Raw genomic sequence first — 24,670 nt, forward strand, 5'->3', positions numbered from 1 at the left:
TTTTGAGGTCATGCAGGCGCTCAAACTTACACGACCTCAAGACGACCCTGTCCTTCAATTCGTCCTAAAGAAGGAGCAGGAAGGAAAACCTTATAACGTAGCCAAGATGGCCGGCGTTAATAAGTTTCTCCGGATCTACTATGCCAGAGCAATGGAAACACTAAAGCAACAGTAAATCTAGATCTCATTATACAGGTTATTTTCAAATCCACAACCACTGTGGGTTTGGTTTTTGCACCCTTTTTAGGCTGTTGGAGCCTAAACTTTTTTATTTTACCCTTGACTTTTACATTAGCAAGATTTGTCACATAAAAAAGCCACAGCTGAAACGCATAAAGAGCAATAGCTGTGGCTTTTCATATTGAGAAGGTATGTTTGAATGCCTTACGATCACCTGACTAACTGCGCGGAAGGACATTTTTGAAAAGTCAGGTTTGAGCTTCCTGCTGCTCTGCAAAAAAGGCGGCAAGCTGATCCTGTGGCATTGGCTTTGCGTAATAAAAGCCCTGGATGATGTCCACACCGGCATCCTTGATATAGGCGGCCTGCTCCGCATCCTCCACACCTTCTGCTACCAACCGCTTGTCCATGTCGTGGAAGAGTGCTGTCAGCGTTTGCAGCATCCTGACAGCCTGGGGATCTTCCGGCACGTGCAGCATCAGGCTGCGGTCAAATTTGATGCAGGAGAAGGGGAAATTCAGCACGCTGGAGAGATTAGAATAACCGGTGCCAAAATCATCCATATAGATTTCCAGCCCGGCACCTGTCAGAGATTCCAGCTGGCTGCGGGCGTATTCCGCATCATGAAGCAGGAATCGTTCCGTAATTTCAATCTTCAGCTGTTCCGGCCTCAACTGGTATTGGGTCAGGTATTGCTGGATGCGCTCCGTGAGATGAGGATCCAGCAGCTGCTGCATGGAGAGGTTCAGCGATACACTTTGAAGCCCCGGAACCGCTCCGCTGCGCAGCAGGCGGCATACCTCCTCCAAAACAATCCAGGTGAGATCACCAATCATACCGGTTTCTTCGGCCAGAGGAATGAACACATTGGGGGAGATGGAATTTCCATCATAGTCCGATAAGCGGAGCAGTGCCTCAGCAGAGTGGAAGGTGCCCGCCTGACAGCAGTAGAGCGGCTGATACCACACCCGGAAACGGCGCTCCTGAATGGATTTGCGCATGATGGCAATCATGGCGTGCTTTTGCTCCAGACGGTGTCTGATCTCCGCGTCAAAGCGGACAAGGGTGTGCTCCTGTTTGGCAAGGCCCAGCGTATATTCCAGATATTCCATAATTCGATCGGCCGTTTCCTCCTCGTCACAGCGGAGATCTGCCATGCAGCAGGAGAGCTGGCAGCGGATTTCACCGAGAATCCAGGGATCCCGGAGACGGCGCCGGACGATGTCCAAGCATGCGTCTGACTGATCCTGAGACTCCCAGGGCAGCGTCAAAGCAAATGTTAAACTGCTGATTCGAAAGGCCCTCCCCTGTGGAAAAAGCCGATCCAATTCCTGGGCAATTTCATAGAGAAGTGCATCTCCTACCGTGTGTCCGTACTGCATATTGATATCGGAAAGGGAGTGAAGGGAGACGGCAATGATATGAAGCGGCTGGCGGCTGGTGATCCGCAAGGAGAGTTCTGTTAAGAAATTGCTGCGATTTCGCAGGCCGGTAAGCGCATCGCGGTCATTGATGTGGGTTTGAAAGCTGATAAAGAGCAAAAGACTGGTAAGGGAACAAAGCGCTCCGTTCAGCAGGACCTCCGGATAAAATACCTGAAACAATACCACGACCAACACAATGGGAGGCAAGCTTTGCATGACGGCAATGACAGGCTTGCTGACACTGGCACGGTTGCGGAGATAGCAGGCGGTAAGCAGCCCCAACTCTATCACTGGCAGAGCAAAACCCAGCTGGTTTAGCGGTCCGCGGCAGTACAGGCCATTTTCGTCGAAAAAGAAGAGAACGCCGGTAAACAGATTGACCAGAACAAAAAGCGTATAAACCGCTGTCAAGCAGGCCAGAGTTCTGACTGCCTGGTGCAGACAGTGCTTGTCATATACGTGTTCCAGGATCAACCGAAATATGAAATAGGCAAACAGGGAACAGGTAAAGACCATTGCCAGAAAATAGCTGCTGTTAATCAGAAGGTTCAGCCATAAGGGGACGCAACTGGGATAAGTGGTGGTAAACACACCGCAGATATCCAGCAGGATGGAGATGAAAGAGGACACCAGACAGAGCAGGAAGAGCTTTCGGTTCTCCGTAAAGGCAACATGCCGCTCATAACCATAATAGCGCAAAAAGATGATAGTGATGATGAGGAGGGAGAAAAATTCTGCGATCAACGACCACCGAATCAATGAAATCCCTTCTTTCATCAAAAAACTACAACACTATTATTATAGTGAAATAAAAAACAAGTACAATAGGAAAACGCAAAATATAAAAAAATATGTAATTTTCGGGAAAAGGGCTTGCAAAGAGAAAAAATGCGTGGTATACTAAACAACGCCTTGTGAAAGGAAAACTGGCTAAGAAAGAGGTGAACGAGGGCAATGAAGGAAGGAATCCATCCCAATTATCAGCAGACTACGATTACATGCGCCTGCGGTAATGTGATTGAGACAGGTTCTACCAAGCAGGATATCAAGGTGGAAGTCTGCTCTAAGTGTCACCCCTTCTTTACAGGTAAGCAGAAGCTGGTGGATACCGGCGGACGCGTTGCCAAGTTCAACAAGAAGTTCGGTCTGGAGAAATAAGTCTGACACGTCACAAGAGGGTCTGCTGCAATCGCGGCGGGCCCTTTTTTGTTTACTTTTCCGCACAAAACGCATATACTGGTAGCAAGTGGATTTGAAGTATTGGAGTATGGAGGGAACTGATCGTGATGAAGCTGCACCCTGTGGATTTGAAAATCATGGCGCCGGAGATTTTTCGAGTATTCGGTACACAAAACGCCCTGCTGTCTGCCGGGGGATCTGATAACTGCAACACCATGACCATTGGCTGGTGCCAGTTGGGAACCTTGTGGGGCAAGCCCGTCTGCACGGTATATGTGCGCCCGGAGAGGTATACCTATCAATTGATGGAGTCCTGTGATTATTTCACGGTGTCCGTCCTGCCGGCTGACCAGAAGAAAATCATGGGCTACTGCGGCAGCAAAAGCGGGCGGGATACAGACAAAATCAAAGAGTGCGGCCTGACGCTGCGCCGCGGCGCCGGAGATGCGCCGTTTTTTGACGAGGCGGAGTGGGTGCTGGTGTGCAAAAAGGCCTATGTTCAGGACCTGGATCCCGCATGCGTGCTGGAAAAGGACACCGCGCTGCCCTTCTATCAGGAGGGCGGATGGCACCGTGCCTATACGGGCATTGTGCTGGAGGCATACGCAGCACGATAGACCGGGAGATTTCCGCAAAGACAGGCGCTTGATACGGAATGGAACCCGCCGGGTACACTTTGCGATCTGAGAAAAAAGAAAAGGGGCGTCCGCAGGGCAAGGGCCTTTGCGGCGGAGAATCAATGCGAGAAACAGAAGAAGTACGTGACAGAGTAGTGCTGGTGGGGCTGAACTCCCCAGTGCTGAAAAAAGAGGAAAATGCCGACGAGGACACCATGGAGGAGCTGTCCGCCCTGGTGGAAACAGCCGGCGGCGAGACGGTGGGCATCGTTCTGCAGAACCGGCCGTCCCCCGATCCCCGCACCTTTATTGGGGAGGGCAAGGTGGCGGAAGTGCAGCTATACTGCGAAAATACCGGTGCCACCATGGTGATTTTTGACAATGACCTTTCCCCCTCCCAGATGCGGGTGCTGACGGAGCTGCTGGGCATCCAGGTGCTGGACCGGACGGGGCTGATTCTGGACATCTTCGCCCAGCGGGCCAAGACGAAGGAGGGCCGGCTCCAAGTAGAGTTGGCCCAATACCAGTATCTGCTGCCGAGACTGACCGGCATGTGGACCCATCTGGAGCGGCAGGCGGGCACCAGCGGCCAGGGGCCTATCGGCTCCAAGGGACCCGGCGAAACCCAGCTGGAGACGGACCGGCGGCACATCCACCGGAAAATTGATAAGCTGCGGGAGGATTTGGATGAGGTGCGCCGGGTGCGGGGCACCCAGCGGGAGCGCCGCCGGAAGAACGAAATTCCGGTGGTGGCCATTGTGGGTTACACCAACGCGGGCAAATCCACACTGCTGAATCAGCTGACCGGCGCAGCCATTCCCGCCAACAACCGTTTGTTTGACACGCTGGACACCACCAGCCGCCTGCTGACGGTGTCCGATACGCTGGATGTGGTGATTTCCGACACGGTTGGCTTTATCCGCAAGCTCCCCCACCAGCTGGTGGAGGCGTTCAAGGCCACGCTGGAGGAGCTGGAGTATGCAGACCTGCTGATTCATGTCATTGATGTGTCCAATCCGGAGTGGCAGCTGCAGGCCCAGGTGGTGGAGAGCCTGATTCTGGAGCTGGGGGCAGGAGACCTGCCCCGTATTAATGTGTTCAACAAGTCCGACTGCTTGCCTGCCGGGGAGATCATGCCCCACGGTGAGGATATTGTCTCCCTCTCCGCCAGAACCGGCGAGGGGGTAGGGCAGCTTTTGGAGATGATTGACCAGCGGCTGGACAAGGGCACCCGGCGGGTAACGCTCCATGTCCCCTATGACAAGGGGGGGCTTCTGGACATGCTGTACCGGGAGGCCAAGGTGGAATCCGTGGACTACGGGGAGACCATCGACATTGTGGCGGTGTGCAATCCCCGGGTGCTGGGCCAGGTGGCACCCTTTATGGACGGGGAGTGACGGCTTCCAGCCCCGCTCCGGTGCGCAGCCCCAGAAGAAAGGCGTGAATGGCGGTAAACTCCAGCGTTTTTTCGTATTCCTCCCGGAACTGGTATTCCAGATCACCGTCCATAAGGGAGAGCCACATCTCATACTCCCCCTGGGGGACGGAATCCAGATAGGGGCGGATATAGTGGGGATAGAGCCATTTCATGAAGTCGGACATGCAGATACCACCTTTCAAATAACATAAAATATGGCGTATTTCTAAATACAGAGTACCACATAACAATTGGCGTGTCAAGGGGGGGTCAAATATGACGTTTCAGGAACGATTGCGGGAATTGCGGAAAGAGCACGGAGAAACACAGGCAGAAGTGGCTGCGTCAATTGGGATTGCAGATCGGCATTATCAGAAATTTGAAGCAGGCAGCAATTTGCCGAGCTTTCATAATCTCTGCGCTCTGGCAGACCATTTCGGCGTCTCTATGGACTATCTGGCGGGGCGCACCGAGCGGCGGGAGGTGGCGGAGTGACCCCTGTGATTGAGACGCCCCGCCTGCTGCTGCGGCCTTTCCGGGAGACGGATGCCGCAGATGTATACGAATACGCGAAGGACCCGCGGGTGGGCCCCATCGCCGGCTGGCCACCCCACAGGAGCGTGGGAGAGAGCCGGGAGATCATCCGCACGGTATTTTCCATGCCCGGCGTATTTGCCATGGAGGTGAAGGCGGACGGCCATGCGGCCGGATCGGTTGGCTTTGTGGGCCGTCATCCTGCCGGGGAGCTGCCCGGCTGCACGGATAATGAAATCGGCTACGGTCTGAATCCCGCCTACTGGGGCCGTGGATTGATGCCAGAGGCGGTAGAAGCCGTACTGCAATATGGCTTTACAGTTCTTGGATACAAACGAATTTGGTGTGGGCACTATGCTGGAAATTGGCGTAGCAGGCGGGTGATTTCCAAGTGCGGGTTCCGCTATCAGTTCTCCCGTCCGGAGGTCGTGGAGGAGATGGGGGAGATCCGGCAGACCTACTTTTACATGCAGACGATGGAGGAATGGCGTGAGCGAGTATTGGGTGCCCTTTGAGGATGTGGAGAGCGAGTTCGTGGAAAAGCGCTCCCGCTTCATCAGCCATCTCTGGCGGGTGGAGAGCGAGGAGGAGGCCCGCGGCCGCATCGAGGAGACGAAAAAGAAATATCACGACGCCCGCCACAACTGCTGGTGCTATTTGCTGCAAGAGGGCGGCGTGGTTCGCTACGCCGACGACGGAGAACCCCAGGGCACGGCGGGGCAGCCCATGCTGAATGTGTTCCAGCGGGAGGGAATTGTCAACGCCTGCTGTGTGGTGACCCGTTATTTCGGCGGCATTTTGCTGGGGGCGGGTGGACTGACCCGGGCCTATACCAAGGGAGCCAAGGATGCTCTGGACGCTGCGGGCACCTGCCGTATGAGCCTGTGGACGCTCTGGGACGTGCCTTGTACCTATCCGCTGTTTGAACGGATGAAGCTGGAGATAGCCGCCTGCGGCGGTGTGGTGCGGGACGCGGTTTACGGCGCGGACATTACCCTTCGGGTGGCATTTCCGGCAGGCGGTGCGGAGCAGTTTGCGCCCCGGCTGACAGAGCTTTCTGCCGGGCAGCTGGAGATGGCGGCGGCGGGAGAAGAGTTCCTGCCCGGCCCACGGGAGAGCGCAAAATAGAAAATGGTCTGCCGTTTGAACAGGCAGGGCGCTTTTGAAAATAAAGGTCAGGCCCGGGCTGCATGCCCTGGCCTGACTTTTTGTTACAAGAATGGGGGTGGCACCAGAAGGGGGCTGCGCTTCTTCCGAAACGCAAAAAATGCGGACACTCTTCTGGAGTGTCCGCATTTGGACAGGCGAACTTATCAAAACGGGACAAAGACAGATGGAGACGCGCCGAAGCACATTCGTGGTTTGTCCTTACAAATCAATTGTCTGCACGTTTTCGATCATTTTGTGCATGACACGCTTAAATACGTCCAGTTCCTCTTCCGAAATACCATCAATGCCCTCGCGATTGAATTCCACCACAAGCGGAAACAGATCTTTGAGAATCTGTTCCCCTTTTTTCGTCAGGCCCAGGAATTTGGCACGGTAGTTATCTGTGCTGCTGGTGCGGGTGATGAAGCCCTCCTGCTCCATTCGCTCCACCAGATGCACGGTGGTCGGCTCGCTGATCATCATCGCGCTGGCCAGTTCCTTCTGAGTCATGCTGCCATTTTGGTGGGAAATATAGTAAAGGGCCATCCACTGCACGCGCGTGATGTCCTTCTTTTTAAATTGCTCGTTCATGGCCTCACAGACCACCTTTGCGCCGCGGTTGGTAATAAAACCAATGCAATCATGCACGTCAAACATAACAGGGTTCGCCACTCTTTCTGTATTTCATAAAAATCAGTGAGAAAAAACACAACATGCGCTATCTCTATTGAGGAATACGCTTTTCTTTCATTGTAAAGTTTTCCCTTAAAAATAGCAAGATATTTTTCAAATTTTTCCACGCAGGAGGGACTGGTAATCCTCCGGCGTATTGATATTGGCCAGCATCCCAGCGTATCCATGTTCTGCACCGATTGGAATGCGGCGGACACGGAATGGGGAAAGCGCATTTTGCAGCCTATAATCACCGGATAAGAGCTGCACCTCAAAAGCGCCGGCCAGAGACTTGCGATAGGCGGCACACAGAGGATGCATCCGTCCGTCTGGCGTGACAGGGAGCACCACATCAGATGTCTCATCGGCAAAGTCCATCAAATATGTAACCAAAGACCTTTCCAGACGGGGAAGGTCGCAGGAAACTGCAAAGAGCCACGGGGCACGGCATACGGACAGCGCTGCATGCAGGCCGCCGACAGGGCCGCAGCCTGGATAGACATCCTCCACAATCTTCCAGGAGGGGGGGAGCAGCTCCTCTGCCCGGGCCAGAGAAATATATTTTTCTGAAAAATCATCCAGCTGAGAGGCGATGCGAGAGAGAAAGGAAGATCCCTCCCAGAGAAGACGGGCCTTGTCACAGCCCATACGGCTGCTTTTTCCACCGGCCAGCAGCAGTACACAAAATGTTTCCATCAGCTTTTCCGCCACTTTCGAGAATTGGAGAACCGGTTGGGCCAGTCATCCGAAAGATAAATACGAGATCTGATATTCTGAAAACATTATATATGCCAAACGGATTCTGTACAAGGGAAATTTTATTTTTTGTAGAAAAATTATGCAAAAATTTTATAAATAGCACAAAAATTTGGACTTATACATGGAAACTACTGGATAGTAAAGAGAGCAAAATTTGTAAAAAATAATGGCTGCAGAAAAAAACATAATCACATAGAATTGACAAATTAGTATGCTAAGTGATATGATGAATGCATCCAAAACCCGGCATATATCAAAAATCATTGGAGGTAACAAAGATGGCTGTTAATGCAAGAGAAATCCTGAACGACTTTACAAATGGTGTAGGCAAGCTGGTTGAAATGGACAGCGAGTTCATGAACAAATTTTTCGCTGTCGACGGCGGAGCCGGCGGCGATGTGCTCTCTTCCAAGGTGAAGGAACTGATCGGCGTTGCGATTGGTTGCTACAACCGCTGCCAGTACTGCATCTGCGTTCATACTCACGGTGCTTACCAGGCCGGTGCCACCAGACAGGAGATCATGGCGGCTGCAGAGGTTGCAATCGCTTTCGGCGGCGGTCCCAGCGTTGCATACAGTGCTGCTGTCCTGAATGCTGCCCTGGACGAGTTCGAGCACGACTTCGACTAACCAGAAAACGGAAAAAACCATGCCGATAGCACCTGTTACCGGCATGGTTTTTCGCCGTTGAATCTGGTCCGCTGCCCTGCGGCGGACCATTGTCATGGATGGATCCTCTGATGATTTTGATGAAGTGGGCCCCGGCTGAGGGAGTTTGACAGATACCCGCTGAAATGCAAGAAAACGATAAACAAGAAAAGAACTTGCCGGCGCAGACCTGCGCCGGCAGAGAATATAGCGAAAGACACTCGAAAATACAAAAATGAATGGGTTCTGAATCATGATGGAGGAGTTTATGAAACAAGCAGTTGTAGTAATGAAAAAAGTGGACTGCACCATGAAAAAGTGGGAAGTCCAGGTGGGAGATGCTGTTCAGAAGGGGGATTTGCTCTGCACGGTAATTGTGGGAGCGATGAACCGTGAGGTCACCAGTAAATATGACGGCAAGGTTCTGGAAATCGCTGTTGCCGAGGGCGGAGAGGTTCCCGCCGGCACAGTCGTCTGCTATCTTGATGCTGCGGAAGAGGCTCCTGTGGAGGCGGCACCCGCTGCCAGCGCGGCGGCCGGCGAGAAGGTGGCTGTCCTGATGCCGAAGACCGGCAGCGACAGTTCCACGGTAAAGAAATGGTACAAGGCTGTTGGTGATCCCGTGGAGCAGGGCGAGCCCCTGGTATCCGTCAGTGCCGGTAAGATGAACCGGGACGTGAGCAGCGAGTACAGCGGCACTCTGGAGGAGATTCTGGTTCCGGAGGGGCAGGCCGCTGCGGCGGGTGATACGCTTGGCTTTGTGCAGGCCGCCGGTGCTGCGGCAGGCGGAGCAGCTGCCGGCGAGGAAATTGCCGTAAAACTGCCGAAGGTGGGCGCCAATGTCGCTACCGTGAAGAAATGGTACAAGGCGGAGGGCGACACCGTGAAGCAGGGTGAGCCGCTGGTGTCCGTCGCCGCCGGAAAGATGAATACCGACGTCGTGAGCGAGTACGGCGGCAAGCTGACGAAAATTGTCGTCGCAGCCAACGGTACAGCCAAGCTGGATGACGTCCTTGCCTATGTGGAGTCCGACGGCACCGGCGGATCCGCCAAGAGCGCCAAGAAGCAGAAAGTCATTGTCATCGGCGGCGGCCCCGGCGGCTATGTGGCAGCTATCCGCGCGGCACAGCTGGGCGCAGATGTGACGCTGGTGGAGATGAATAAAATGGGCGGCACCTGCCTGAACGTGGGCTGCATCCCGACAAAGGCACTGCTTCACAGCGCGGAGCTGTACGCTGCCGCGAAAAACGGAGCGGACGCCGGCATCATTGTCAACGATATTGAGATCAACTGGCCGCAGGTTCAGGCAAACCGCGTGGCGGTTTCCACCCAGCTCTCGACGGGTGTGCAGGGACTGCTGGCTGCCAACGGTGCCGAGGTTGTGGAGGGCAAGGCGGAGTTCACCGGCCCGAAGACCCTCCGTGTGACGAAGAAGAACGGCGAGACCGAGGAGATGACGGCGGACCGCATCATCATTGCCACCGGTTCGATTCCTTCTATGCCGCCTATCCCGGGCTTGGCGGAGAATGAAAACTGCATTGACTCCACTGGCGCGCTGACACTGGAAAAACTTCCGAAGTCCATGATCATCATCGGCGGCGGTGTCATCGGTATTGAGCTGGCATGTACATATGCGCTGTTCGGCACGAAAGTGACCATCGTGGAGATGATGAACCGCATTATGCCGGTGATGGACTATGAGCTGACCCTGGTAGCCCAGAAGATGATGGAGGACATGGGGATTGAGTTCTGCCTGGAGACCCAGGTCCTGGGCTTTGAAAAGAGCGAGGCAGGCGCAAAGGTCCTGACGAAGCTCAGGAGCGGCGAGGAGAAATCCTTCGACGCGGAGAAGGTGCTGGTGGCCGTCGGCCGCCGGAGCAATATCGCGACGCTGAATCTGGAGGCTGCGGGGATCGCCACGGAGCGCGGCCACATCATCGCAAACGACAAGCTGGAGACCAATGTGCCTGGCGTCTATGCCATCGGTGACTGCGCTGGCAAGATCATGCTGGCACATACCGCTTCCACGATGGGCGAAATTGCGGCGGAGAATGCGCTGGGAGAGAATGGAAAATACAATGAGCGCGTGTGCCCGTCCTGCGTATATATGGTTCCCGAATTTGCCTATGTGGGTTTGAATGAGGAAGAGGCAAAGGCCAAAAACATTGCATACAAGGTCGGGAAGTTCCCCTTGGCTGCCAACGGAAAGTCTGTTATTATGGAGGAAACCGGCGGCTGGATCAAGATTCTGGCGGATGCCAAGACCGGTAAGGTGCTGGGCGTACATATTCTGGGTGCCCGGGCGACTGACATCATTGCAGAAGCCGCAATGGCGATGCAGATGAATGCCACAGTGAAGGACATCATCGATACCATCCATGCCCATCCAACGGTGGCGGAAGCCATGAAGGAGGCGGCTCTGGCAGTAGAGGGCCGCGCCATCCACTTTAAGTAATTCCGCCTGTGGGAAAAACGGGCACCGAATAAAGAGAGAACGCAACTTAGAGAATATACAAAGTGAGGGAAGTTATGATGGAGAAATATCATCCCATTCCATGGAGAAAGTGCGAGGATCTGAATAAGTATGCCGTTGCTACCAACGTTCCTGTTTGGCTGGGCGGAAAAAAGGTGATTGCGGACCGCGTGGTGAAGACCTGCTGCCCCCATAACTGCTACGATACCTGCGGCGAGCTGGTGTACATCAAGGACGAAAAGGTCATCAAGATTGAGGGCAACCCCGATCATCCCATTACGAAGGGCCATCTGTGCCTGAAGGGCTTTGCCAATGTGGAGAAGATCAACAGCCCGGATCGTGTGAAGTACCCCATGCTGCGTGTCGGCGAGCGGGGCGAGGGCAAGTTCAAGCGCATCACCTGGGACGAGGCCATGGATTGGATGGTGGAGAAAATCACCGCTATCCAGGAGAAATACGGCAGCGAGGCTGTGATGGAGTACTGCTACTCCGGAAACCGCGAGCACATGGCCAAGGCTGTCAGCGCCCGCCTGTGGAACCTGATGGGAGCCAGCAAGCTGGTGGGCAGCTTCTGCCTGCTTTCCGGCGCTACCGGCTCTTTCTGCAGTGTCGGAAGCCAGTACACGATGGATCCCGCCATCTGGTCGGAGCATTGCGACACGGTATTCCTGGTGGGCCGCAACTGTTCTGCTACCAATCCGCATATCTATCCCTTCCTGTATCGCGCCAAGGAGCGGGGAGCAAAGCTGATTGTGGTGGATCCGTACGCCACGGGCGTCGCCTCCAAGGCGGATCTGCACCTGCGTCCCCGGCCCGGCACTGACGGCGCCATGGCCCTGGGCATGATCCACTGGATCATCAAGAACAATCTGCAGGACAAGGAATTCATTGAGAAGCACACCGTCGGCTTTGACGAGCTTGCTAAGCTGGTGGAGGAGTGGACTCCCGAGCATACAGAGGAGATCACCACCATTCCCAAGGAGCAGATCATCGAGGCCGCAGAGCTGCTGGCGACGACGAAGTCCCATTTTGAGACCGGCTATGGCCAGCAGCGCTACAGCAACGGCCATCAGGTTCAGCGTGCTCTTGCCTGCCTGGCCGCTGTCTGCGGCAGCTTCGGCAAGGAGAGCGGCAACTATAACTGCATCTCCGGCATGGGCTTCCCCAATGTCACGGGCTTTGCCCACTGGAGCAATGTGACCAGCCCCGAGGGCGCCGAGATCAAGCAGACCCGCCTGATCAACATCGCCGCCATCGCCACCGCCATCCACGAGGCCAAGGAGCCCCCCATCAAGGGCATCATCTCCTTCCGCGGCGGATTGATCTCCCAGCAGCCCAATGTGGATTACACCATTGAAGCGGTGAAGTCTTTGGATATGTTCGTGACCATCGAGCAGTTCATGACCGATGACACCGACTATGCGGATCTGGTGCTGCCTGCCTGCCACTATCTGGAACAATACGGCCTGCATCCTTCTTACTGGCATAACTACAACCAGGTGCTGGTGCCGGTTTGCCAGCCGCCGTATGAGTGCGTACCGGACATTGAGATCTTTGAGGAGCTGGGCCGCCGCCTGGGCTATGAGAAGTACTTCCCCAGAGAGCGGACCGGTCTGGACTATATCCGCATGCTGATCGGAGAGGAGTGCGACGTGGACGCCGCGGTTTCTCCCAACGGTCCGGTACGGAATCCGGAGAAGTGGTGCCCAGAGGTTCCTTATAAGGATGGGCAGTTTGATACACCGTCCGGCAAGGTGGAGCTGTATTCCTCCGTCATGGAGGAGCGTGGTAAAAAGTTCCAGGGTGAGTTCTGCCCGGTGCCCAAGTTCTTTGAGCCGGCGGAGAGTATCCGCGCCACACCGGAGCTGGCAAAGAAATACCCGCTGAACGTCATCTCCCAGCACCCGGCGTTCCGGACCCACTCCCAGTACTATAATCTGCCTTGGATCAAGGAGATTGAGGGACCCGCCAAGGTTTTCATGAGCAAGGATGATGCGGCGGAGCGCGGAATTAAGGACGGCGATATGGTCCGGATTTTCAACGACCGCGGGGAACTGAAGAATATCATCGCCAAGGTCGGCATCCGTGTGAAGCCGGGCGTGATTGAGCTGAGCAGCGGCATGTGGGTCAAGCTGGGCGGCAGCGTCAACAAGCTGACCGGCATGTACCCCGCCGGCCCCCGGGATATTTTGTGCGAGGGCGGCATTATGAAGGAATACCATCCTTTGATGGACGGTAATACCGGCTCCTATTTCAATACGCTGGTTGACATACAGAAAATGTGAGGGAGGGAACAGTCATGACGGATAAACAGTTGATTCTTTACGTGGATACTAAACGATGCATGGGCTGTCGTGCCTGTGAAACGGTGTGCAAGCTGGAAAACAACCTGCCCGCCGGCCCCCGGTTTACCATGGTGACCGAGGTGGAAACCGGCTGCGGAGAGGATGAGCGCCTGAACTTCCTGCCGATGCCCTGCCAGCACTGCGGGGATGCTCCCTGCGTAAAGGCATGCCCCACCGGCGCCCTTCACAAGCGCAAGGACGGCATTGTTCTTGGCAATGCAAAAAAATGCATTGGCTGCCATGAGTGCCTGTGGGCCTGCCCGTTCGGCGTCCCGCAGTTTGGCGCCAACGGCCTGATGCAGAAGTGCACCATGTGCTATAACCGCATTGACGAGGGCGATAAGCCCGCCTGCGTCCGCAACTGCCCCGCAGAGGCAATCCTCTGTGGTACAGTGGAGGAGATCTCCGCAACTCTGCGCAGCCGCTATGCAGACGGCAACTTCAAGAAGCCCGGTGTCTGACCGGTTTGGCAGCAGCGATAGGAAAGGGAAGCGTATGAAGATTCTATCTATCGACAGAGCAAAATGCAATGGCTGCGGTGCCTGCCAGACCATCTGCTCTTTGGTGAAGAAGGGCGAGGTACGTCCTTCCGAGTCCCGTATCCGTGTCCGCCGTGTAGGCGGCACGGACACACAGTATGTATCGGTGTGCCAGCACTGCGCAGAGCCGGTTTGCGTCTCCGCCTGTATGCGGGGCATCATTGACAAGGATCCGGTCACCGGTGTTGTGAGCCGCAGGACAGAGGACTGCTTCACCTGTGCCGCCTGCAAGGTGATGTGCCCAGCCGGTGCAGTGGTATATGACAGCGATATGGATGCCTTTGTCACCTGCGATCTTTGCGGCGGCGACCCCGCCTGCGTCAAGGTCTGCCCGACAGGAGCGCTGCGCTTTGAGGAGCCCGGTGCGGCCAGCGCCGATTTCCGCAACAAATATGCCCAGAGCATTCTGGGAGCAAAGGAGGCGGAATGATGCTCAAGAGAGTTGTGCGATATGCAGCGGTGGATCTCACCAACCGGACGGCGGACATCAAAGAGATCCAGGCGGAGTCTTTTGGAACCTGGAGTATGCACCTGGAGGAAATGGGCTTTTGGTGGGAGGCCGACGCCTCTACCATGGCGCTCACCACCGGTGTGCTGACGGGAACCGGCGCACCCGGTACCGGTGCGTTTATCTGGAGCTACCTGAAAAATGGAAAGCTGCAGAATGTGGCGGCAGAGGGGCGGCTGGGCGCCGCCATGCGCTATGCCGGCGTTGATGTCCTGGTGCTCTATGGAAAGAGTGAGACACCCCTTTGCCTGACCATAGACGATGGAGAACTGGCTTTGACGGAACAGGCGGCGGATTATGCGTCCCTGCTGGCAAACCGGAAAAATGAGGATGCCGTGATTACCACCGTCAGCCGCAAAGCAGTGACGGAGGACAAATACTTTGCAATCTCGGATGGCGCGGTTGCCAAGCGCCTGCTGGACAAGGGGGTGGCCGCCATTGTGGCGGAGGCAACCGGCGCCCTGCAGGTTGCGGACGCCAGCCGGCTGGCAGCGATCTGCACAGAGCTGTATCAGGCGGGCATTGCCTCCGGCGCGGCTGTGGGAAGCAGCAGAAAGCATCCGGTGCGCTTCCTGTCTCTGGACAGCGCGGCGGACCTTGAGGGTCCGGTATCCTATGAAAACCCGGTGGAAGCGGAGAATGCAGTGTATGCCGCCCTGGGAATCATCTGGAGCAAGGCACTTGAACGGTGCGATCAAAAGCGCTATACGGCGGAATTGATCAGCGCCTGCCTGGGAACGCCCTGCTGTGAGGCGGATCTGGATGTGCTCTTCGCCCATTTGGCAGAGCTACAGCAGAAAAAAGTGGAAGGGGGCGCGGTGTAATGGCGCAGAAGCTGGATTTGCTGATCATCGGCAATGGCGTTGCCGGAAACAATGCCGCCCTGACCGCACGCAGGATCAACCCGGACATGTCCATTATGATCCTGGGCAAGGAAAGCCATACGGAGTATGCGGCTCCCGCGCTGCCGGACTATCTTTCCGGCGAGCTGACCAAAGAGAAGATTTTGGTCAACACCTTTGAATCCTACGCTAAGCACGGCATTCAGGTGCACCTGAACGACGAGGTGGTGGAGATTGATCCGGCGGAAAAGCTGGTTATCACTGCCAGCGGCGCGGAATTTGAATACGGCAAGCTGATTGTGGCCACCGGCAGCTTTCCCATTCAGCTGCGCCGGATGAAAGGGACGAATCTGCCCGGCAACTTTGTGCTGAAGACCATCGATGATGTGGACGCCATGGTTGCTTATCCGGGCAAACAGGCGGTCATCGTTGGATCCGGCGCCATCGGCCTGGAGGGCGGTCTTGCCCTGAAGGAGCGGGGCTATGAAAAGGTCACCGTGGTCGAGGCGCTGGACTGGATCAGCATGAAGTCCTTTGACAAGGAGACCGCCGATGAAGTGGTGAAATCTCTGAACGAGAATGGCCTGGAGGTATACAGCGGTGAGGCCGTCATGGGCGTGGAAGGCACCGACAAGGTGCGGGCCGTCCGTACTTCCAAGCGGATCATCCCCTGCGATTTGATTTTGTGGGGCATTGGCGTCCGTCCCCGGGTGGATCTGGCGCAGAAAACCGGCATCGCCCTGGGCGAGTTGGGCGGCATCCAGGTGGACGACTTTATGCGCACGAATCTCCCGGACATCTATGCCTGCGGCGACTGCACCGAATCCACAGACCGGCTGAGCGGGAAAAAGGCGCTGAATCTCTTTTGGGAGCCTGCCGCCCGCGGCGGTATGGTGGCCGGCGCCAATTGTGCCGGCGTGGAGAAGGAGTTCAACGGCTCCATCGCGTTGTTCCTGACCTACATCGGCGAAACCTCTGTGGTGGCCTTCGGCAAGACGGAAAAGGATCTGGAGGGAACCAGCTATCAGGTTTTGGAGGACCGCAGCCACGGCTGGTACCGAAGGGTGCTGCTGCAGGACGGCAAGGTCATGGGCGCACAACTGGTGAATACCTTTGACGGTGTAAATGAGCTTTTGGATCAGGTGCAGAAAGAAGCACCGGTGGATCTGGAATTGCTGCAGCGGGAGGACTCCGGCAAATATGCGGCCATGCAGCTGTCTTTGGCTTCTTATATCAAGCAGCTGCGGAAGCAGGCGAAGTGAGAACCCCCCATTGAAAAGACCCCCCTGGATGATCTTTGATCATCCAGGGGGGCTTTTTTTTAACAGGGAGAGGCGGGGAGCTGATCCAGCAGAAGCCGGCAGACAGGCTCCAGATCTTCAAATCCGAACTGAGGCGCATCTGCCGCCAACGGCTCATCCGTAACCAGGGCAATCAGCTGATCTGGATACAGGCAGCGGAGCGTTTCAAACCCCTTCCGGTGGATTTCTATCTGCGGATAGTGAAGATTATGGTATCCTTCAGTGAGAATCAGATCCACATCCCGCACATGAGCCAGGATCTCTGAAAAGTCTGTTGGACGGTTCAGCAGGACCGCGGCATGCGCCTGGTTTGCAATGGTTACCACATCTGCACCGGACTGGGTAAAGCGCCAGCTGTCCTTGCCCTCTTTGTCCATGTCAAACTCATGGCCGTCCTGTTTTAAAAGGGCCAGCCGGATGCCGCGGGCCTTCAGGGCAGGGATCAGACGCTCCAGAAAGGTGGTCTTTCCAACGCCGGACCAGCCGATAAAAGAGATGATGGGAGCCGTCATGATGCTCAGCCCTCCACCGCGCAGTCATGCTTGGGACCGCGCAGCATTTCCAGGCCGTGCTCCAGAGCGGGGAGGACGGCGTTCAGGTTTTCCCGGATGGCCTTGGGGCTGCCGGGGAGGTTTACAATTAAGGTGCGGCCGCGGATACCGGCCTGTGCGCGGGACAGGCAGCCCCTGGGCGTGATTTTCATACTCTCGGCCCGCATGGCCTCCGGAATCCCGGGTGTCATCCGCTGACAGACGGAAAGCGTGGCCTCCGGCGTCACATCTCTAGGGGAGAGGCCTGTGCCGCCGGTGGTGACGCACAGGGCAATATCCAAATCATCGGCGGCGTGCATGAGGGCCTGGGCAATCAGGGGCTGCTCGTCCGGAACCAGCTCCTTGTGACAGACAGCGTAACCCGCCGCTTCCAAAAGCTCCGCCACCAGCGGCCCGCCGGTATCCACGCGCTCGCCCGCAAATCCCTTATCGCTGACGGTAATGACAGCGGCAGTATACATGAGAGACTCCTCCTTTAATGATGTCCAAAATTGCAGTTGGGGAAGTGGCAGACCGGGCAGTTCAAACAGAACCCGCCAAGACCGAAGTCTGCGATTTCCTCTGCAGTGATTTCAACTCCGGCAAACACCCGGGGCAAAAATACGTCCAAACTGGTAATGGGGGAGTGCATGGACGCGCCGGGGACGCCAATCAGCGTGACGGCATCCTCACAGTAAGCAATCGTCAGCATGTTGCCGGGCTGCATTGGGACGCCTTGGGTCACCACACGGGCACCGGTGCTGCGGATGGCAGTCGGCGTCACATCATCCGGGTCCACGCTCATTCCGCCGGTCAGCAGAATCAGTTCCGCGCCCTCTTCCCGCAGCTGATGAATTGCGCCCAGGATCATGCCGATATCATCGTCGCAGAAAACGGCATGAAGGTATTGCCCGCCAAGATGTTTGATTTTTGGGACGATAATTGGTTCCATTTTGTCTGGAATGCGCCCGTGGTAAATCTCGCCGCCGGTAATCACCAGGCCGCACCGAAGCGGACGGAAGGGCCGGACAGAGAGGACGGGGGCATTCGATACAGCAAGCGCCACCGCGCGCTCGACATTGGAACGCTTGGTTACCAGAGGGACGATGCGGGCGCCTGCCAGCTTGTCCCCCGTGTGAACCGGCGTGAAGTTGCTGCGGCAGGCAATCGTGTAATCCGGGACCTGGTTGATGGCCCGCAGGGCACCCCCATTTACGCAGAAGAGACCGTCTGCGGCGGCGGTCAGCTGCATCTTTCCCTCGTGGGGGCCGGAGATTTGAATGCTTTCGTCACAGAGAACCTTTGATACCGCGATTGCGGCGTCATCCTCGTGTACCTCATCGGCCTCCGGCTCCCAGACGTAGATGTGGGCTTTGCCGATGTTCAGAAGCTCCGGAATATCCGCCTCTGTAATCACATGGCCACGGGGAAATTTCACGCCCTTAAAGCCGTCTGACAAAATCGCGGTCATATCGTGACAGAGGGTCTGACCAACGGCATCCTCCACACGGATTTTTCTCATGCAATCACCTCGATGATATCTCCCGGGCGGATAGTACCTTCTTTCCTTACGATGACAAAGATCCCTTCCCGGGGCATGACGCAGTCACCGGTGAGTTTCCGGATGGCACAGCCTTGATGGCATTCCTTGCCGATTTGAGTGACCTCCAGCTCCGTTTCACCCACTCGCAGGAGCGTTCCAACGGGAAGGGTGTAAAGGGTAATTCCCTCCGTAAGAATGTTTTCCGCAAAGGCGCCGGGCTGGATATCGGGCAGAATATGGCGGACTTTATCCACGCTTTCGTTTCCAAGCAGACTGATCTGCCGGTGCCAGTTCCCGGCATGGGCGTCTCCCACAATGCCGTGGTTGGACTTTACCTGAATTTGAGTGACAGGGTGCTTCTGCACCCCCTTTTGTTCACTGATACACACTGCCAGGACCTTTGCCATGTTACATTGCCTCCCTGATAAATGTTCCGGACTTTCCACCCGATTTTTGCAGCAGGCAAATCTGCTCAATTGTGATGTCCCGCTGAACGGCTTTACACATATCGTAGATCGTCAGCGCCGCTGCAGAGGCCGCCGTCAAAGCCTCCATCTCCACACCGGTCTCTCCCTTACACCGGGTGGTGGCCTGAATTTCGATGGTACTCTGCTCCCGATCAAGCCGGAAGGAGATATCCACACCCGTCAGTGCAATGGGATGACACATCGGAATGAGTTCCCACGTCTTTTTCGCTGCCATGATGCCGGCTACCTGGGCCACTGCCAACACATCGCCCTTTTTCATTTTTCCGCTCTCCACCAGAGCGAAGGTCTCCGAATTCAAAACCACACGGCCCATGGCGGTGGCGGTACGCAGTGTGACATCTTTTGCAGAGACGTCTACCATCCGGGCACGGCCCTCGTCGTTAAAGTGTGTCAATTCCATGGTTCAACCTCCAATTGCGTTCATATTGCGAAGACTTCCGCTGGCATTGCCGCCCTCCAGCTGATGACGCATGGGTTTGCCGCGGATAGCCGCTGCCACCGCGGCCTGCAGCGCAGCTCCATGAAGGCCGCGCAGAGGAATTTCGCTTGGAGAGTGAAGGCAGGGCTTCAGCTTTCCGTCCGCTGTGATGCGGATGCGGTTGCAGCTGGGACAAAAATGCTGGCTGATGGGGCTAATCAGGCCGACTGTGCCCTGGTAGCCCGGAATTTGATAAATGAAGGAAACGCCATCGCTGCCAACAGGTTTCAAGTCGGGAACCCGTTCCAGTACCGTTTGACTGGGAAGAAAATGGCTTTTGTCCCAGCCGGCACACTCACCGATGGGCATCAGCTCAATGAATCGAAGGGAAATGGCCTCATCCCTTGTCAACTCTACCAGAGATGGTATCTCATCATCATTAAAACCGCCGATGAGGACGGTATTGAGCTTGGTGTGCCGGAAGCCCGCATCCCGGGCGGCCTGCAAACCGTCCAGTGCCTGTTGCAGGGAACCACCCCGGGTAATGGAGTCATATTTTCCGGAACACAGGGTGTCCAAACTAATGTTCAGCCGATCAACGCCGGCTGCTTTCAGGTCACGGGCATATTTGGCCAGCAGCAAGCCGTTGGTGGTGATGCACAGCTCTTCCACACCGGAAATCCGGCGAATCCGGCGGCAAAAGTCCACAACTCCCAAGCGGACCAGAGGCTCACCGCCGGTCACGCGTACCTTGCGGATTCCACAGGCCACACAGGCCTGTACCATTTCCTCAAGCTCCTCAAAGGAGGCGATCTCCTGATGCTGCCGTTTCTCCACGCCACCTTCCGGCATGCAATAGCGGCAGCGCAGGTTGCAGCGGTCTGTGACAGAAAGTCGGAGATATGTAATTTCTCTGCCAAAAGCGTCGTTCATATCGTAATCCTGTAAGCCTTTACCATAGTACCCGCGTCCAGCGGGGGAGAACCGGCGGGAATTTCCGCCAGTAAATCACACTGCAGAAGCGAGGAGACCGATCCATTTCCCTGGCTGCGGTTTTCCAGGAAAAAGGCCGTGCCGCCTTCCACAGACAGGTGGCCCCGCAGAAAACGCATCTGGGGGCTTGCTTTTTTCAGCGGTTTTTTCAACTGTACCTGGATTGTCTCATATTGAAGATCACTCCGTCCGCACAGCTTTCGGATATACGGGCTGGCAACCCGCAGAAGTCCGATGGCAGCGGCGCCGGGGTTACCGGAGAGCCCCAGGATTACCTTGCCGTTCTTCACACCGGCCATCATAGATCCACCCGGCTTAAAGGCCAGCTTTTTAAAGAGAATCTCCGCACCGGCCCGTACAGAGGCAACTTTCGTGTAGTCGTAATCTCCAACGGAGGCTCCGCCGGTGGTGATGACCATATCCGCCGTATCCAACTCCCGGGCAATCCGGGCGGAGATGGCGTCAGGGTTGTCCGCTACCGTGCCGCCGTCCAGTACCTCGACGCCCAAATCCCGGAGAAGGCCGCCGAGCGTGTAAAGGTTTGTGCTGTATATTTTTCCGCCGGGCAAGGGGCTGCCTACCTGCACCAGTTCTGATCCGGTGCTGATCACCGAGACCACAGGACGCCGATAGACCTGCACGGATGAAAATCCCTGTCCGGCCAGCACACCCATCAATGGGCCGGTAATCAACGTTCCTTTTTGGGCCAAAAGGGTTCCAACCGACACATCTTCCCCCATCGCCACGATGTTGCCGGGATTGTACGGGGAAGAAAGCGAGACCGTCTCAGCCGTAAAGACAGTTTCCTCATATTTGACAATGGTATCAGCACCGGAGGGAACCGGTGCGCCGGTTAAAATTTTGGAAGCCGATCCGGCTGTTACGGGCATTGTGGGGACTGTACCGGCGGGCAACTCCTCCAAAATACGGAGAACCACCGGATGCTCCGGTGAAGCAGAGACTGTGTCGGCACTGCGGAAGGCATAGCCGTCATAGGGGCTTCTGGCAAACGGCGGGACGGGCAGCCTGGCGGTTACATCCTCGGCCAGAACGCAGCCATAGGTGGAAAACAGGGGAAGGGTATGTGTTTTACATGTTTCAGATACATCTAAAAGCAGCTGCATGCCGTTATCAGCGGAAAGACGATGCTTCATGATGAGGCACTCCTTTTATGATTCACATCAAAATACAACAAAAAAACAGCAGCCTGTTGGAAAAAAACAGGCTGCTGCACAACGCAGAAAACAGGGGGAATCCCCCTGAAGCACACTGTCTCCTTCTCAAACACGGAAAGCTGTGCCGTTTCCAGCAGAGCTCTTATGCGCCGCAAAGGCAGCGCTTGGCCCAGTGACCATCGGAACAGTTGTCCCATTAGGTCAAGAGGCTCGGAAACTATAAAATTAACAGGCCATCTGAGATTAGAATACATTTCTTCTGATAAAAAGTCAATATGAGAATGAGATAAGAGAGCTGCCGAAGAAAAATATGCATCTGTAAAGCGGCATCCACGGCAGAAATGAAAAACCGGAAGATCGCTTCTACCGGAGTGGAGCAGGTGGTGGACGCAAGGCATGTGCGGACAAAAAGCGTTGGTTTGCTTTTTGCCAGTCGAGATTGGAGAGCCAGGCGAGAAGATAGGCATTTAAGTCAAAATGGTGATGAACGGAATAGGCGTGCTCCCAGAGATCGATAAGAAAAATTGGATGGACAGAAGAGAGGGGAACTGTCTGATTATCCTTGGTTGTGACAAGATGGAGATCACCGGTTCCCTCAGATACCAGCCATAACCAGCCGGAACCATGGATGCTGGCTGCGGCCTCCGTTAAAAGCTGAAAAAAATGATGAATGGATCCATATGTGGAGGTTAATTTTTCTGCCAGCGGGCTGTGTGGAGAGAACACAGGAGCGGGCGTTATGCTGTCGAAATAGAGTTGATGATTATAAACAGCTCCTGCGGCGTCCTGTATCTGCTCAACCTGCGCAACGGGCAAATTGATGTCCGCTGTCAAAAGCTCTTCCAGACTCAAATGGGTCAGGCGGTGCTGTACCACCAACTGGTTCAAGCGGTCGACCGCACTCTGGTAGTATTGGTTGTGGTGAAAGTACAGTGTATTTGCGTCACAGCAGGGTATCATGGAGAGATAGGAATAGGGAAGCGGAACCACTTCAAATGGATAGTATTGATTCATACCCATACCTCCTTTTGAAAAATGACAATTGGTCTCTCCTATAAAAGATAAGGAGGTATGATCAGACTATGAAAAAGATATCAAAACGGTGCATCAGAAGGAAGCACACATCTTTGTATGGCAAAACAAAAGGCCACTCAAAACCTTGCGGCATTGAGTGGCTTTTGGTACGCCCTGAGGGATTCGAACCCCCGGCCTTCTGGTCCGTAGCCAGACGCTCTATCCAGCTGAGCTAAGGGCGCGTGTCTTTCAGACAGCTTTATTATATTAGCACGGCTTTTTCTGAAATGCAAGAGTTTTTTTGAAATTTTGCATTTTTTTAAAAAAGAGGTGCTTCATAAGAAAACAAACGGGAAAACGAACGTGCAGAAATACCGGTGTTTTACTTGAAACAACGAATTTGAAAAGGAGCTTTTTCAGGTATACTTGTAAACAGAAGATTTCTGTGCTAAAGTAAACACAATATAGAAAAAGAAAGTGGTGGGCTGATGGAAAACAACACCTTTAAAAGCGTTGCGTTTGGTGGTTTTGACAAGCAGGACGTGATTCGTTATATTGAGCAGACTGCCAAGGAGGCGGCTGCAGTGCAGGAGCGGCTACAGCAGGAGAATGACGGCCTGCGGGCGGAGCTTCAAACCACATCGGCTCAGCTAGAGAGATTACGCACGCAGTTAACGGAGCTTCAGAGGGAGCACGGTCAACTCCAGGACGCTCTGTCTCGCGAGCAGACTGCCAGACAGGCTCTGGAGCCCGCAAAGCCAGAGGCAGAGCGTTTGGCGGCAGAATTGGAGAGGCTGCGCCCGGATGCCGAGGCCTATGCCCAATTCCGGGAGCGGATTGGCGCCATTGAATGTGAGGCCAGAAAACGGGCCGCCGATCTGGAGGCATCTACAGTTGCGCGGCTGGAAGGAATGATCAGTTCCTTCCAGAAACAGTACCAAGAGCTGGTGACAACTTTCGATTCCACTGCTACACATGTGACGGGAGAACTGCGGAAGGTTGAGGTCAATCTTGCCCAGCTTCCCAGGGCGATGGATCAGGCTGGCGTGGAACTGAATGAGTTGTCTGCCGTTCTGGAACAAACGAAAAAACAGGAAAAATAAGATCTCATTTGAAAGGGTTGGAGATTGGACGGCTGTCCAATCTCCGGCCCTGCTTTAAAAAGTTTTGGAAATCGGTATGAAGAAAAGCTGTTTCGCCTAAAATAAGACGGAATGGTGACACAAGCGTATGTTTCAGGCGCTTTGCAAATATATTCATATAAATTGTCAGATCTGTGTGGATTTTTAAGAGGATATTATCTAAAAAAAAACATACTTTCTGCCTTCTTCGTGAGAAATGACAAGATGTATGAGAACTGCGACATTTTGGACTATATTTTTTGGAAAGATTTGCTTGCAAAGTTTGAAACTCTATCTTATACTAATACTAAATTTCAGCATAAGGCCGCTGCCTTTATACAAAAAGATGCTTTTGTCCGGATTTGTAACATCTGACAGAGACTGTCTATTGATCGAGTATAGAGAAGGTGGCATTCTATTATGCATAGAGGGAAGAAAGAGCATCAGGGATCTGGGACTGCAGTGGAAGAGAGAAGGTGAGAACAGATGTCACTGGAGGCAATTGAGAAAGTCTCGCAAGTCGAGTCAAAAAACCGGGAGCGCAAGGCTGCCGCAGAAGCTGAGGCAAAGCAAATCATTGCCAATGCAGAGCGGGATGGTCTTGCGCTTTTACAAAAAGTGCGCGCAGAGGCAGCGGAGAATGGGAAAAATCTGCTGGCTCAGGCAGAGGCAAGAGCGGAGCAGCGTGCGGCGGAGATCGCCCGTTCAGCTGAACAGGAAGGCTGCATTCTGCGGGAAACTGCCGGGAAACACCTGGAAGAAGCTGCGGAGTTTATCGTCGGAAGGGTAGTGAACACTTGAG

At 54.9% G+C, this 24,670-nt stretch carries 27 protein-coding genes, 1 tRNA gene, 2 pseudogenes and 1 riboswitch; of the genes and pseudogenes, 17 read left to right on the forward strand and 13 right to left on the reverse strand.

What is annotated here, in order from left to right:
* A pseudogene (locus BMZ81_RS14200) lies at window positions 1-175 on the forward strand (IS110 family transposase); the annotation flags it as partial.
* A 253-nt stretch (window positions 176-428) separates the two neighbouring features.
* Here the strand turns inward: BMZ81_RS14200 and BMZ81_RS01890 are convergent.
* On the reverse strand, window positions 429-2,363 hold the full coding sequence (locus BMZ81_RS01890) for a putative bifunctional diguanylate cyclase/phosphodiesterase (protein WP_177187157.1): 1,935 nt from the start codon (window positions 2,361-2,363) through the stop codon (window positions 429-431).
* Window positions 2,364-2,558: 195 nt separating this feature from the next.
* On the opposite strand from BMZ81_RS01890, the gene rpmE reads away from it, so the two are divergent.
* The 3 genes from rpmE (at window position 2,559) to hflX (ending at window position 4,797) form a co-directional block, all read left to right on the forward strand.
* On the forward strand, window positions 2,559-2,762 hold the full coding sequence (gene rpmE, locus BMZ81_RS01895) for a 50S ribosomal protein L31 (protein ID WP_091128003.1): 204 nt from the start codon (window positions 2,559-2,561) through the stop codon (window positions 2,760-2,762).
* Between the two features lie 128 nt (window positions 2,763-2,890).
* Window positions 2,891-3,400 (forward strand): flavin reductase family protein, encoded by a 510-nt coding sequence (locus BMZ81_RS01900; protein ID WP_091128005.1) that lies wholly within the window; start codon window positions 2,891-2,893, stop codon window positions 3,398-3,400.
* Window positions 3,401-3,522: 122 nt separating this feature from the next.
* On the forward strand, window positions 3,523-4,797 hold the full coding sequence (gene hflX / locus BMZ81_RS01905; protein WP_091128378.1) for a GTPase HflX: 1,275 nt from the start codon (window positions 3,523-3,525) through the stop codon (window positions 4,795-4,797).
* On the opposite strand, the gene BMZ81_RS01910 is transcribed toward hflX, so the two are convergent.
* Window positions 4,781-5,002 carry a hypothetical protein gene (locus BMZ81_RS01910; protein WP_091128007.1) on the reverse strand — a complete coding sequence of 74 codons (222 nt, stop codon included), beginning with the start codon at window positions 5,000-5,002 and terminating at the stop codon, window positions 4,781-4,783. The two genes, hflX and BMZ81_RS01910, sit on opposite strands and share 17 nt — an antisense overlap.
* A gap of 91 nt (window positions 5,003-5,093) precedes the next feature.
* Between BMZ81_RS01910 and BMZ81_RS01915 the strand changes: the two genes are divergently transcribed.
* Genes BMZ81_RS01915 through BMZ81_RS01925 form a run of 3 tightly spaced genes read left to right on the forward strand, consistent with a single transcriptional unit; the run spans window position 5,094 to window position 6,479 of the window.
* Window positions 5,094-5,312: a helix-turn-helix domain-containing protein gene (locus BMZ81_RS01915; protein WP_091128009.1), complete on the forward strand. Its 219-nt coding sequence runs from the start codon at window positions 5,094-5,096 to the stop codon at window positions 5,310-5,312.
* The gene (locus BMZ81_RS01920; protein WP_242942535.1) at window positions 5,309-5,866 is read left to right on the forward strand and encodes a GNAT family N-acetyltransferase; all 558 of its coding nucleotides are present in this window, start codon (window positions 5,309-5,311) and stop codon (window positions 5,864-5,866) included. The genes BMZ81_RS01915 and BMZ81_RS01920 overlap by 4 nt, the downstream gene beginning before the upstream one ends.
* Window positions 5,841-6,479, forward strand: a complete 639-nt coding sequence (locus BMZ81_RS01925; RefSeq protein WP_091128011.1) for a YigZ family protein — start codon at window positions 5,841-5,843, stop codon at window positions 6,477-6,479. Before BMZ81_RS01920 ends, BMZ81_RS01925 begins: the two co-directional genes overlap by 26 nt.
* 240 nt (window positions 6,480-6,719) lie before the next feature.
* On the opposite strand, the gene BMZ81_RS01930 is transcribed toward BMZ81_RS01925, so the two are convergent.
* Window positions 6,720-7,157: a MarR family winged helix-turn-helix transcriptional regulator gene (locus tag BMZ81_RS01930; protein ID WP_091128013.1), complete on the reverse strand. Its 438-nt coding sequence runs from the start codon at window positions 7,155-7,157 to the stop codon at window positions 6,720-6,722.
* Window positions 7,158-7,286: 129 nt separating this feature from the next.
* Window positions 7,287-7,868, reverse strand: a complete 582-nt coding sequence (locus BMZ81_RS01935) for a molybdenum cofactor guanylyltransferase (RefSeq protein WP_091128015.1) — start codon at window positions 7,866-7,868, stop codon at window positions 7,287-7,289.
* Window positions 7,869-8,209: 341 nt separating this feature from the next.
* On the opposite strand from BMZ81_RS01935, the gene BMZ81_RS01940 reads away from it, so the two are divergent.
* The 8 genes and pseudogenes from BMZ81_RS01940 to BMZ81_RS01970 all read left to right on the forward strand — a co-directional run bounded on the left by BMZ81_RS01940 (window position 8,210) and on the right by BMZ81_RS01970 (window position 16,547).
* Complete coding sequence (locus BMZ81_RS01940) at window positions 8,210-8,560, forward strand: carboxymuconolactone decarboxylase family protein (RefSeq protein ID WP_091128018.1); 351 nt, start codon at window positions 8,210-8,212, stop codon at window positions 8,558-8,560.
* A 328-nt stretch (window positions 8,561-8,888) separates the two neighbouring features.
* Window positions 8,889-9,320 (forward strand): annotated as a pseudogene (locus BMZ81_RS14205) (biotin/lipoyl-containing protein); the annotation flags it as partial.
* Window positions 9,321-9,338: 18 nt separating this feature from the next.
* On the forward strand, window positions 9,339-11,033 hold the full coding sequence (gene lpdA, locus BMZ81_RS01945; protein WP_242942547.1) for a dihydrolipoyl dehydrogenase: 1,695 nt from the start codon (window positions 9,339-9,341) through the stop codon (window positions 11,031-11,033).
* A 74-nt stretch (window positions 11,034-11,107) separates the two neighbouring features.
* Window positions 11,108-13,336 carry a molybdopterin-containing oxidoreductase family protein gene (locus tag BMZ81_RS01950; protein ID WP_091128023.1) on the forward strand — a complete coding sequence of 743 codons (2,229 nt, stop codon included), beginning with the start codon at window positions 11,108-11,110 and terminating at the stop codon, window positions 13,334-13,336.
* A gap of 14 nt (window positions 13,337-13,350) precedes the next feature.
* Window positions 13,351-13,857 carry a 4Fe-4S dicluster domain-containing protein gene (locus BMZ81_RS01955; protein ID WP_091128025.1) on the forward strand — a complete coding sequence of 169 codons (507 nt, stop codon included), beginning with the start codon at window positions 13,351-13,353 and terminating at the stop codon, window positions 13,855-13,857.
* A gap of 34 nt (window positions 13,858-13,891) precedes the next feature.
* On the forward strand, window positions 13,892-14,365 hold the full coding sequence (locus tag BMZ81_RS01960) for a 4Fe-4S dicluster domain-containing protein (protein WP_177187159.1): 474 nt from the start codon (window positions 13,892-13,894) through the stop codon (window positions 14,363-14,365).
* Window positions 14,362-15,267 (forward strand): aldehyde ferredoxin oxidoreductase N-terminal domain-containing protein, encoded by a 906-nt coding sequence (locus BMZ81_RS01965; protein ID WP_091128028.1) that lies wholly within the window; start codon window positions 14,362-14,364, stop codon window positions 15,265-15,267. The genes BMZ81_RS01960 and BMZ81_RS01965 overlap by 4 nt, the downstream gene beginning before the upstream one ends.
* A complete protein-coding gene (locus BMZ81_RS01970; RefSeq protein WP_091128031.1) occupies window positions 15,267-16,547 on the forward strand; it encodes an NAD(P)/FAD-dependent oxidoreductase in 1,281 nt (426 codons plus the stop codon). Before BMZ81_RS01965 ends, BMZ81_RS01970 begins: the two co-directional genes overlap by 1 nt.
* A gap of 59 nt (window positions 16,548-16,606) precedes the next feature.
* On the opposite strand, the gene mobB is transcribed toward BMZ81_RS01970, so the two are convergent.
* The 9 genes from mobB to BMZ81_RS02015 form a co-directional block, all read right to left on the reverse strand.
* Complete coding sequence (gene mobB / locus BMZ81_RS01975; RefSeq protein WP_091128032.1) at window positions 16,607-17,098, reverse strand: molybdopterin-guanine dinucleotide biosynthesis protein B; 492 nt, start codon at window positions 17,096-17,098, stop codon at window positions 16,607-16,609.
* A gap of 5 nt (window positions 17,099-17,103) precedes the next feature.
* Window positions 17,104-17,598 carry a MogA/MoaB family molybdenum cofactor biosynthesis protein gene (locus BMZ81_RS01980; protein WP_091128035.1) on the reverse strand — a complete coding sequence of 165 codons (495 nt, stop codon included), beginning with the start codon at window positions 17,596-17,598 and terminating at the stop codon, window positions 17,104-17,106.
* Between the two features lie 14 nt (window positions 17,599-17,612).
* Entirely contained in the window at window positions 17,613-18,638 is a 1,026-nt protein-coding gene (locus BMZ81_RS01985; protein WP_091128037.1) for a molybdopterin-binding protein, read from the reverse strand.
* Window positions 18,635-19,066: an MOSC domain-containing protein gene (locus BMZ81_RS01990; RefSeq protein ID WP_091128039.1), complete on the reverse strand. Its 432-nt coding sequence runs from the start codon at window positions 19,064-19,066 to the stop codon at window positions 18,635-18,637. Before BMZ81_RS01990 ends, BMZ81_RS01985 begins: the two co-directional genes overlap by 4 nt.
* A gap of 1 nt (window position 19,067) precedes the next feature.
* Window positions 19,068-19,547 carry a cyclic pyranopterin monophosphate synthase MoaC gene (gene moaC, locus BMZ81_RS01995; protein ID WP_091128040.1) on the reverse strand — a complete coding sequence of 160 codons (480 nt, stop codon included), beginning with the start codon at window positions 19,545-19,547 and terminating at the stop codon, window positions 19,068-19,070.
* A gap of 3 nt (window positions 19,548-19,550) precedes the next feature.
* Complete coding sequence (gene moaA / locus BMZ81_RS02000) at window positions 19,551-20,498, reverse strand: GTP 3',8-cyclase MoaA (protein ID WP_091128043.1); 948 nt, start codon at window positions 20,496-20,498, stop codon at window positions 19,551-19,553.
* Window positions 20,495-21,712 carry a molybdopterin molybdotransferase MoeA gene (glp, locus tag BMZ81_RS02005; protein WP_091128045.1) on the reverse strand — a complete coding sequence of 406 codons (1,218 nt, stop codon included), beginning with the start codon at window positions 21,710-21,712 and terminating at the stop codon, window positions 20,495-20,497. Before glp ends, moaA begins: the two co-directional genes overlap by 4 nt.
* A gap of 103 nt (window positions 21,713-21,815) precedes the next feature.
* Window positions 21,816-21,961, reverse strand: a riboswitch (molybdenum cofactor riboswitch).
* Window positions 21,962-22,096: 135 nt separating this feature from the next.
* The gene (locus tag BMZ81_RS02010) at window positions 22,097-22,747 is read right to left on the reverse strand and encodes a superoxide dismutase (RefSeq protein ID WP_177187160.1); all 651 of its coding nucleotides are present in this window, start codon (window positions 22,745-22,747) and stop codon (window positions 22,097-22,099) included.
* Between the two features lie 165 nt (window positions 22,748-22,912).
* Window positions 22,913-22,989, reverse strand: a tRNA-Arg gene (locus tag BMZ81_RS02015).
* A 246-nt stretch (window positions 22,990-23,235) separates the two neighbouring features.
* Here BMZ81_RS02015 and BMZ81_RS02020 point away from each other — a divergent pair.
* Both BMZ81_RS02020 and BMZ81_RS02025 read left to right on the forward strand, forming a co-directional pair.
* On the forward strand, window positions 23,236-23,850 hold the full coding sequence (locus tag BMZ81_RS02020; protein WP_091128051.1) for a hypothetical protein: 615 nt from the start codon (window positions 23,236-23,238) through the stop codon (window positions 23,848-23,850).
* A 504-nt stretch (window positions 23,851-24,354) separates the two neighbouring features.
* Entirely contained in the window at window positions 24,355-24,669 is a 315-nt protein-coding gene (locus BMZ81_RS02025; protein ID WP_091128053.1) for a hypothetical protein, read from the forward strand.
* Window position 24,670: the final 1 nt, after the last annotated feature.

Source organism: Oscillibacter sp. PC13 (genome assembly GCF_900115635.1).
Lineage (GTDB): Bacteria > Bacillota > Clostridia > Oscillospirales > Oscillospiraceae > Oscillibacter.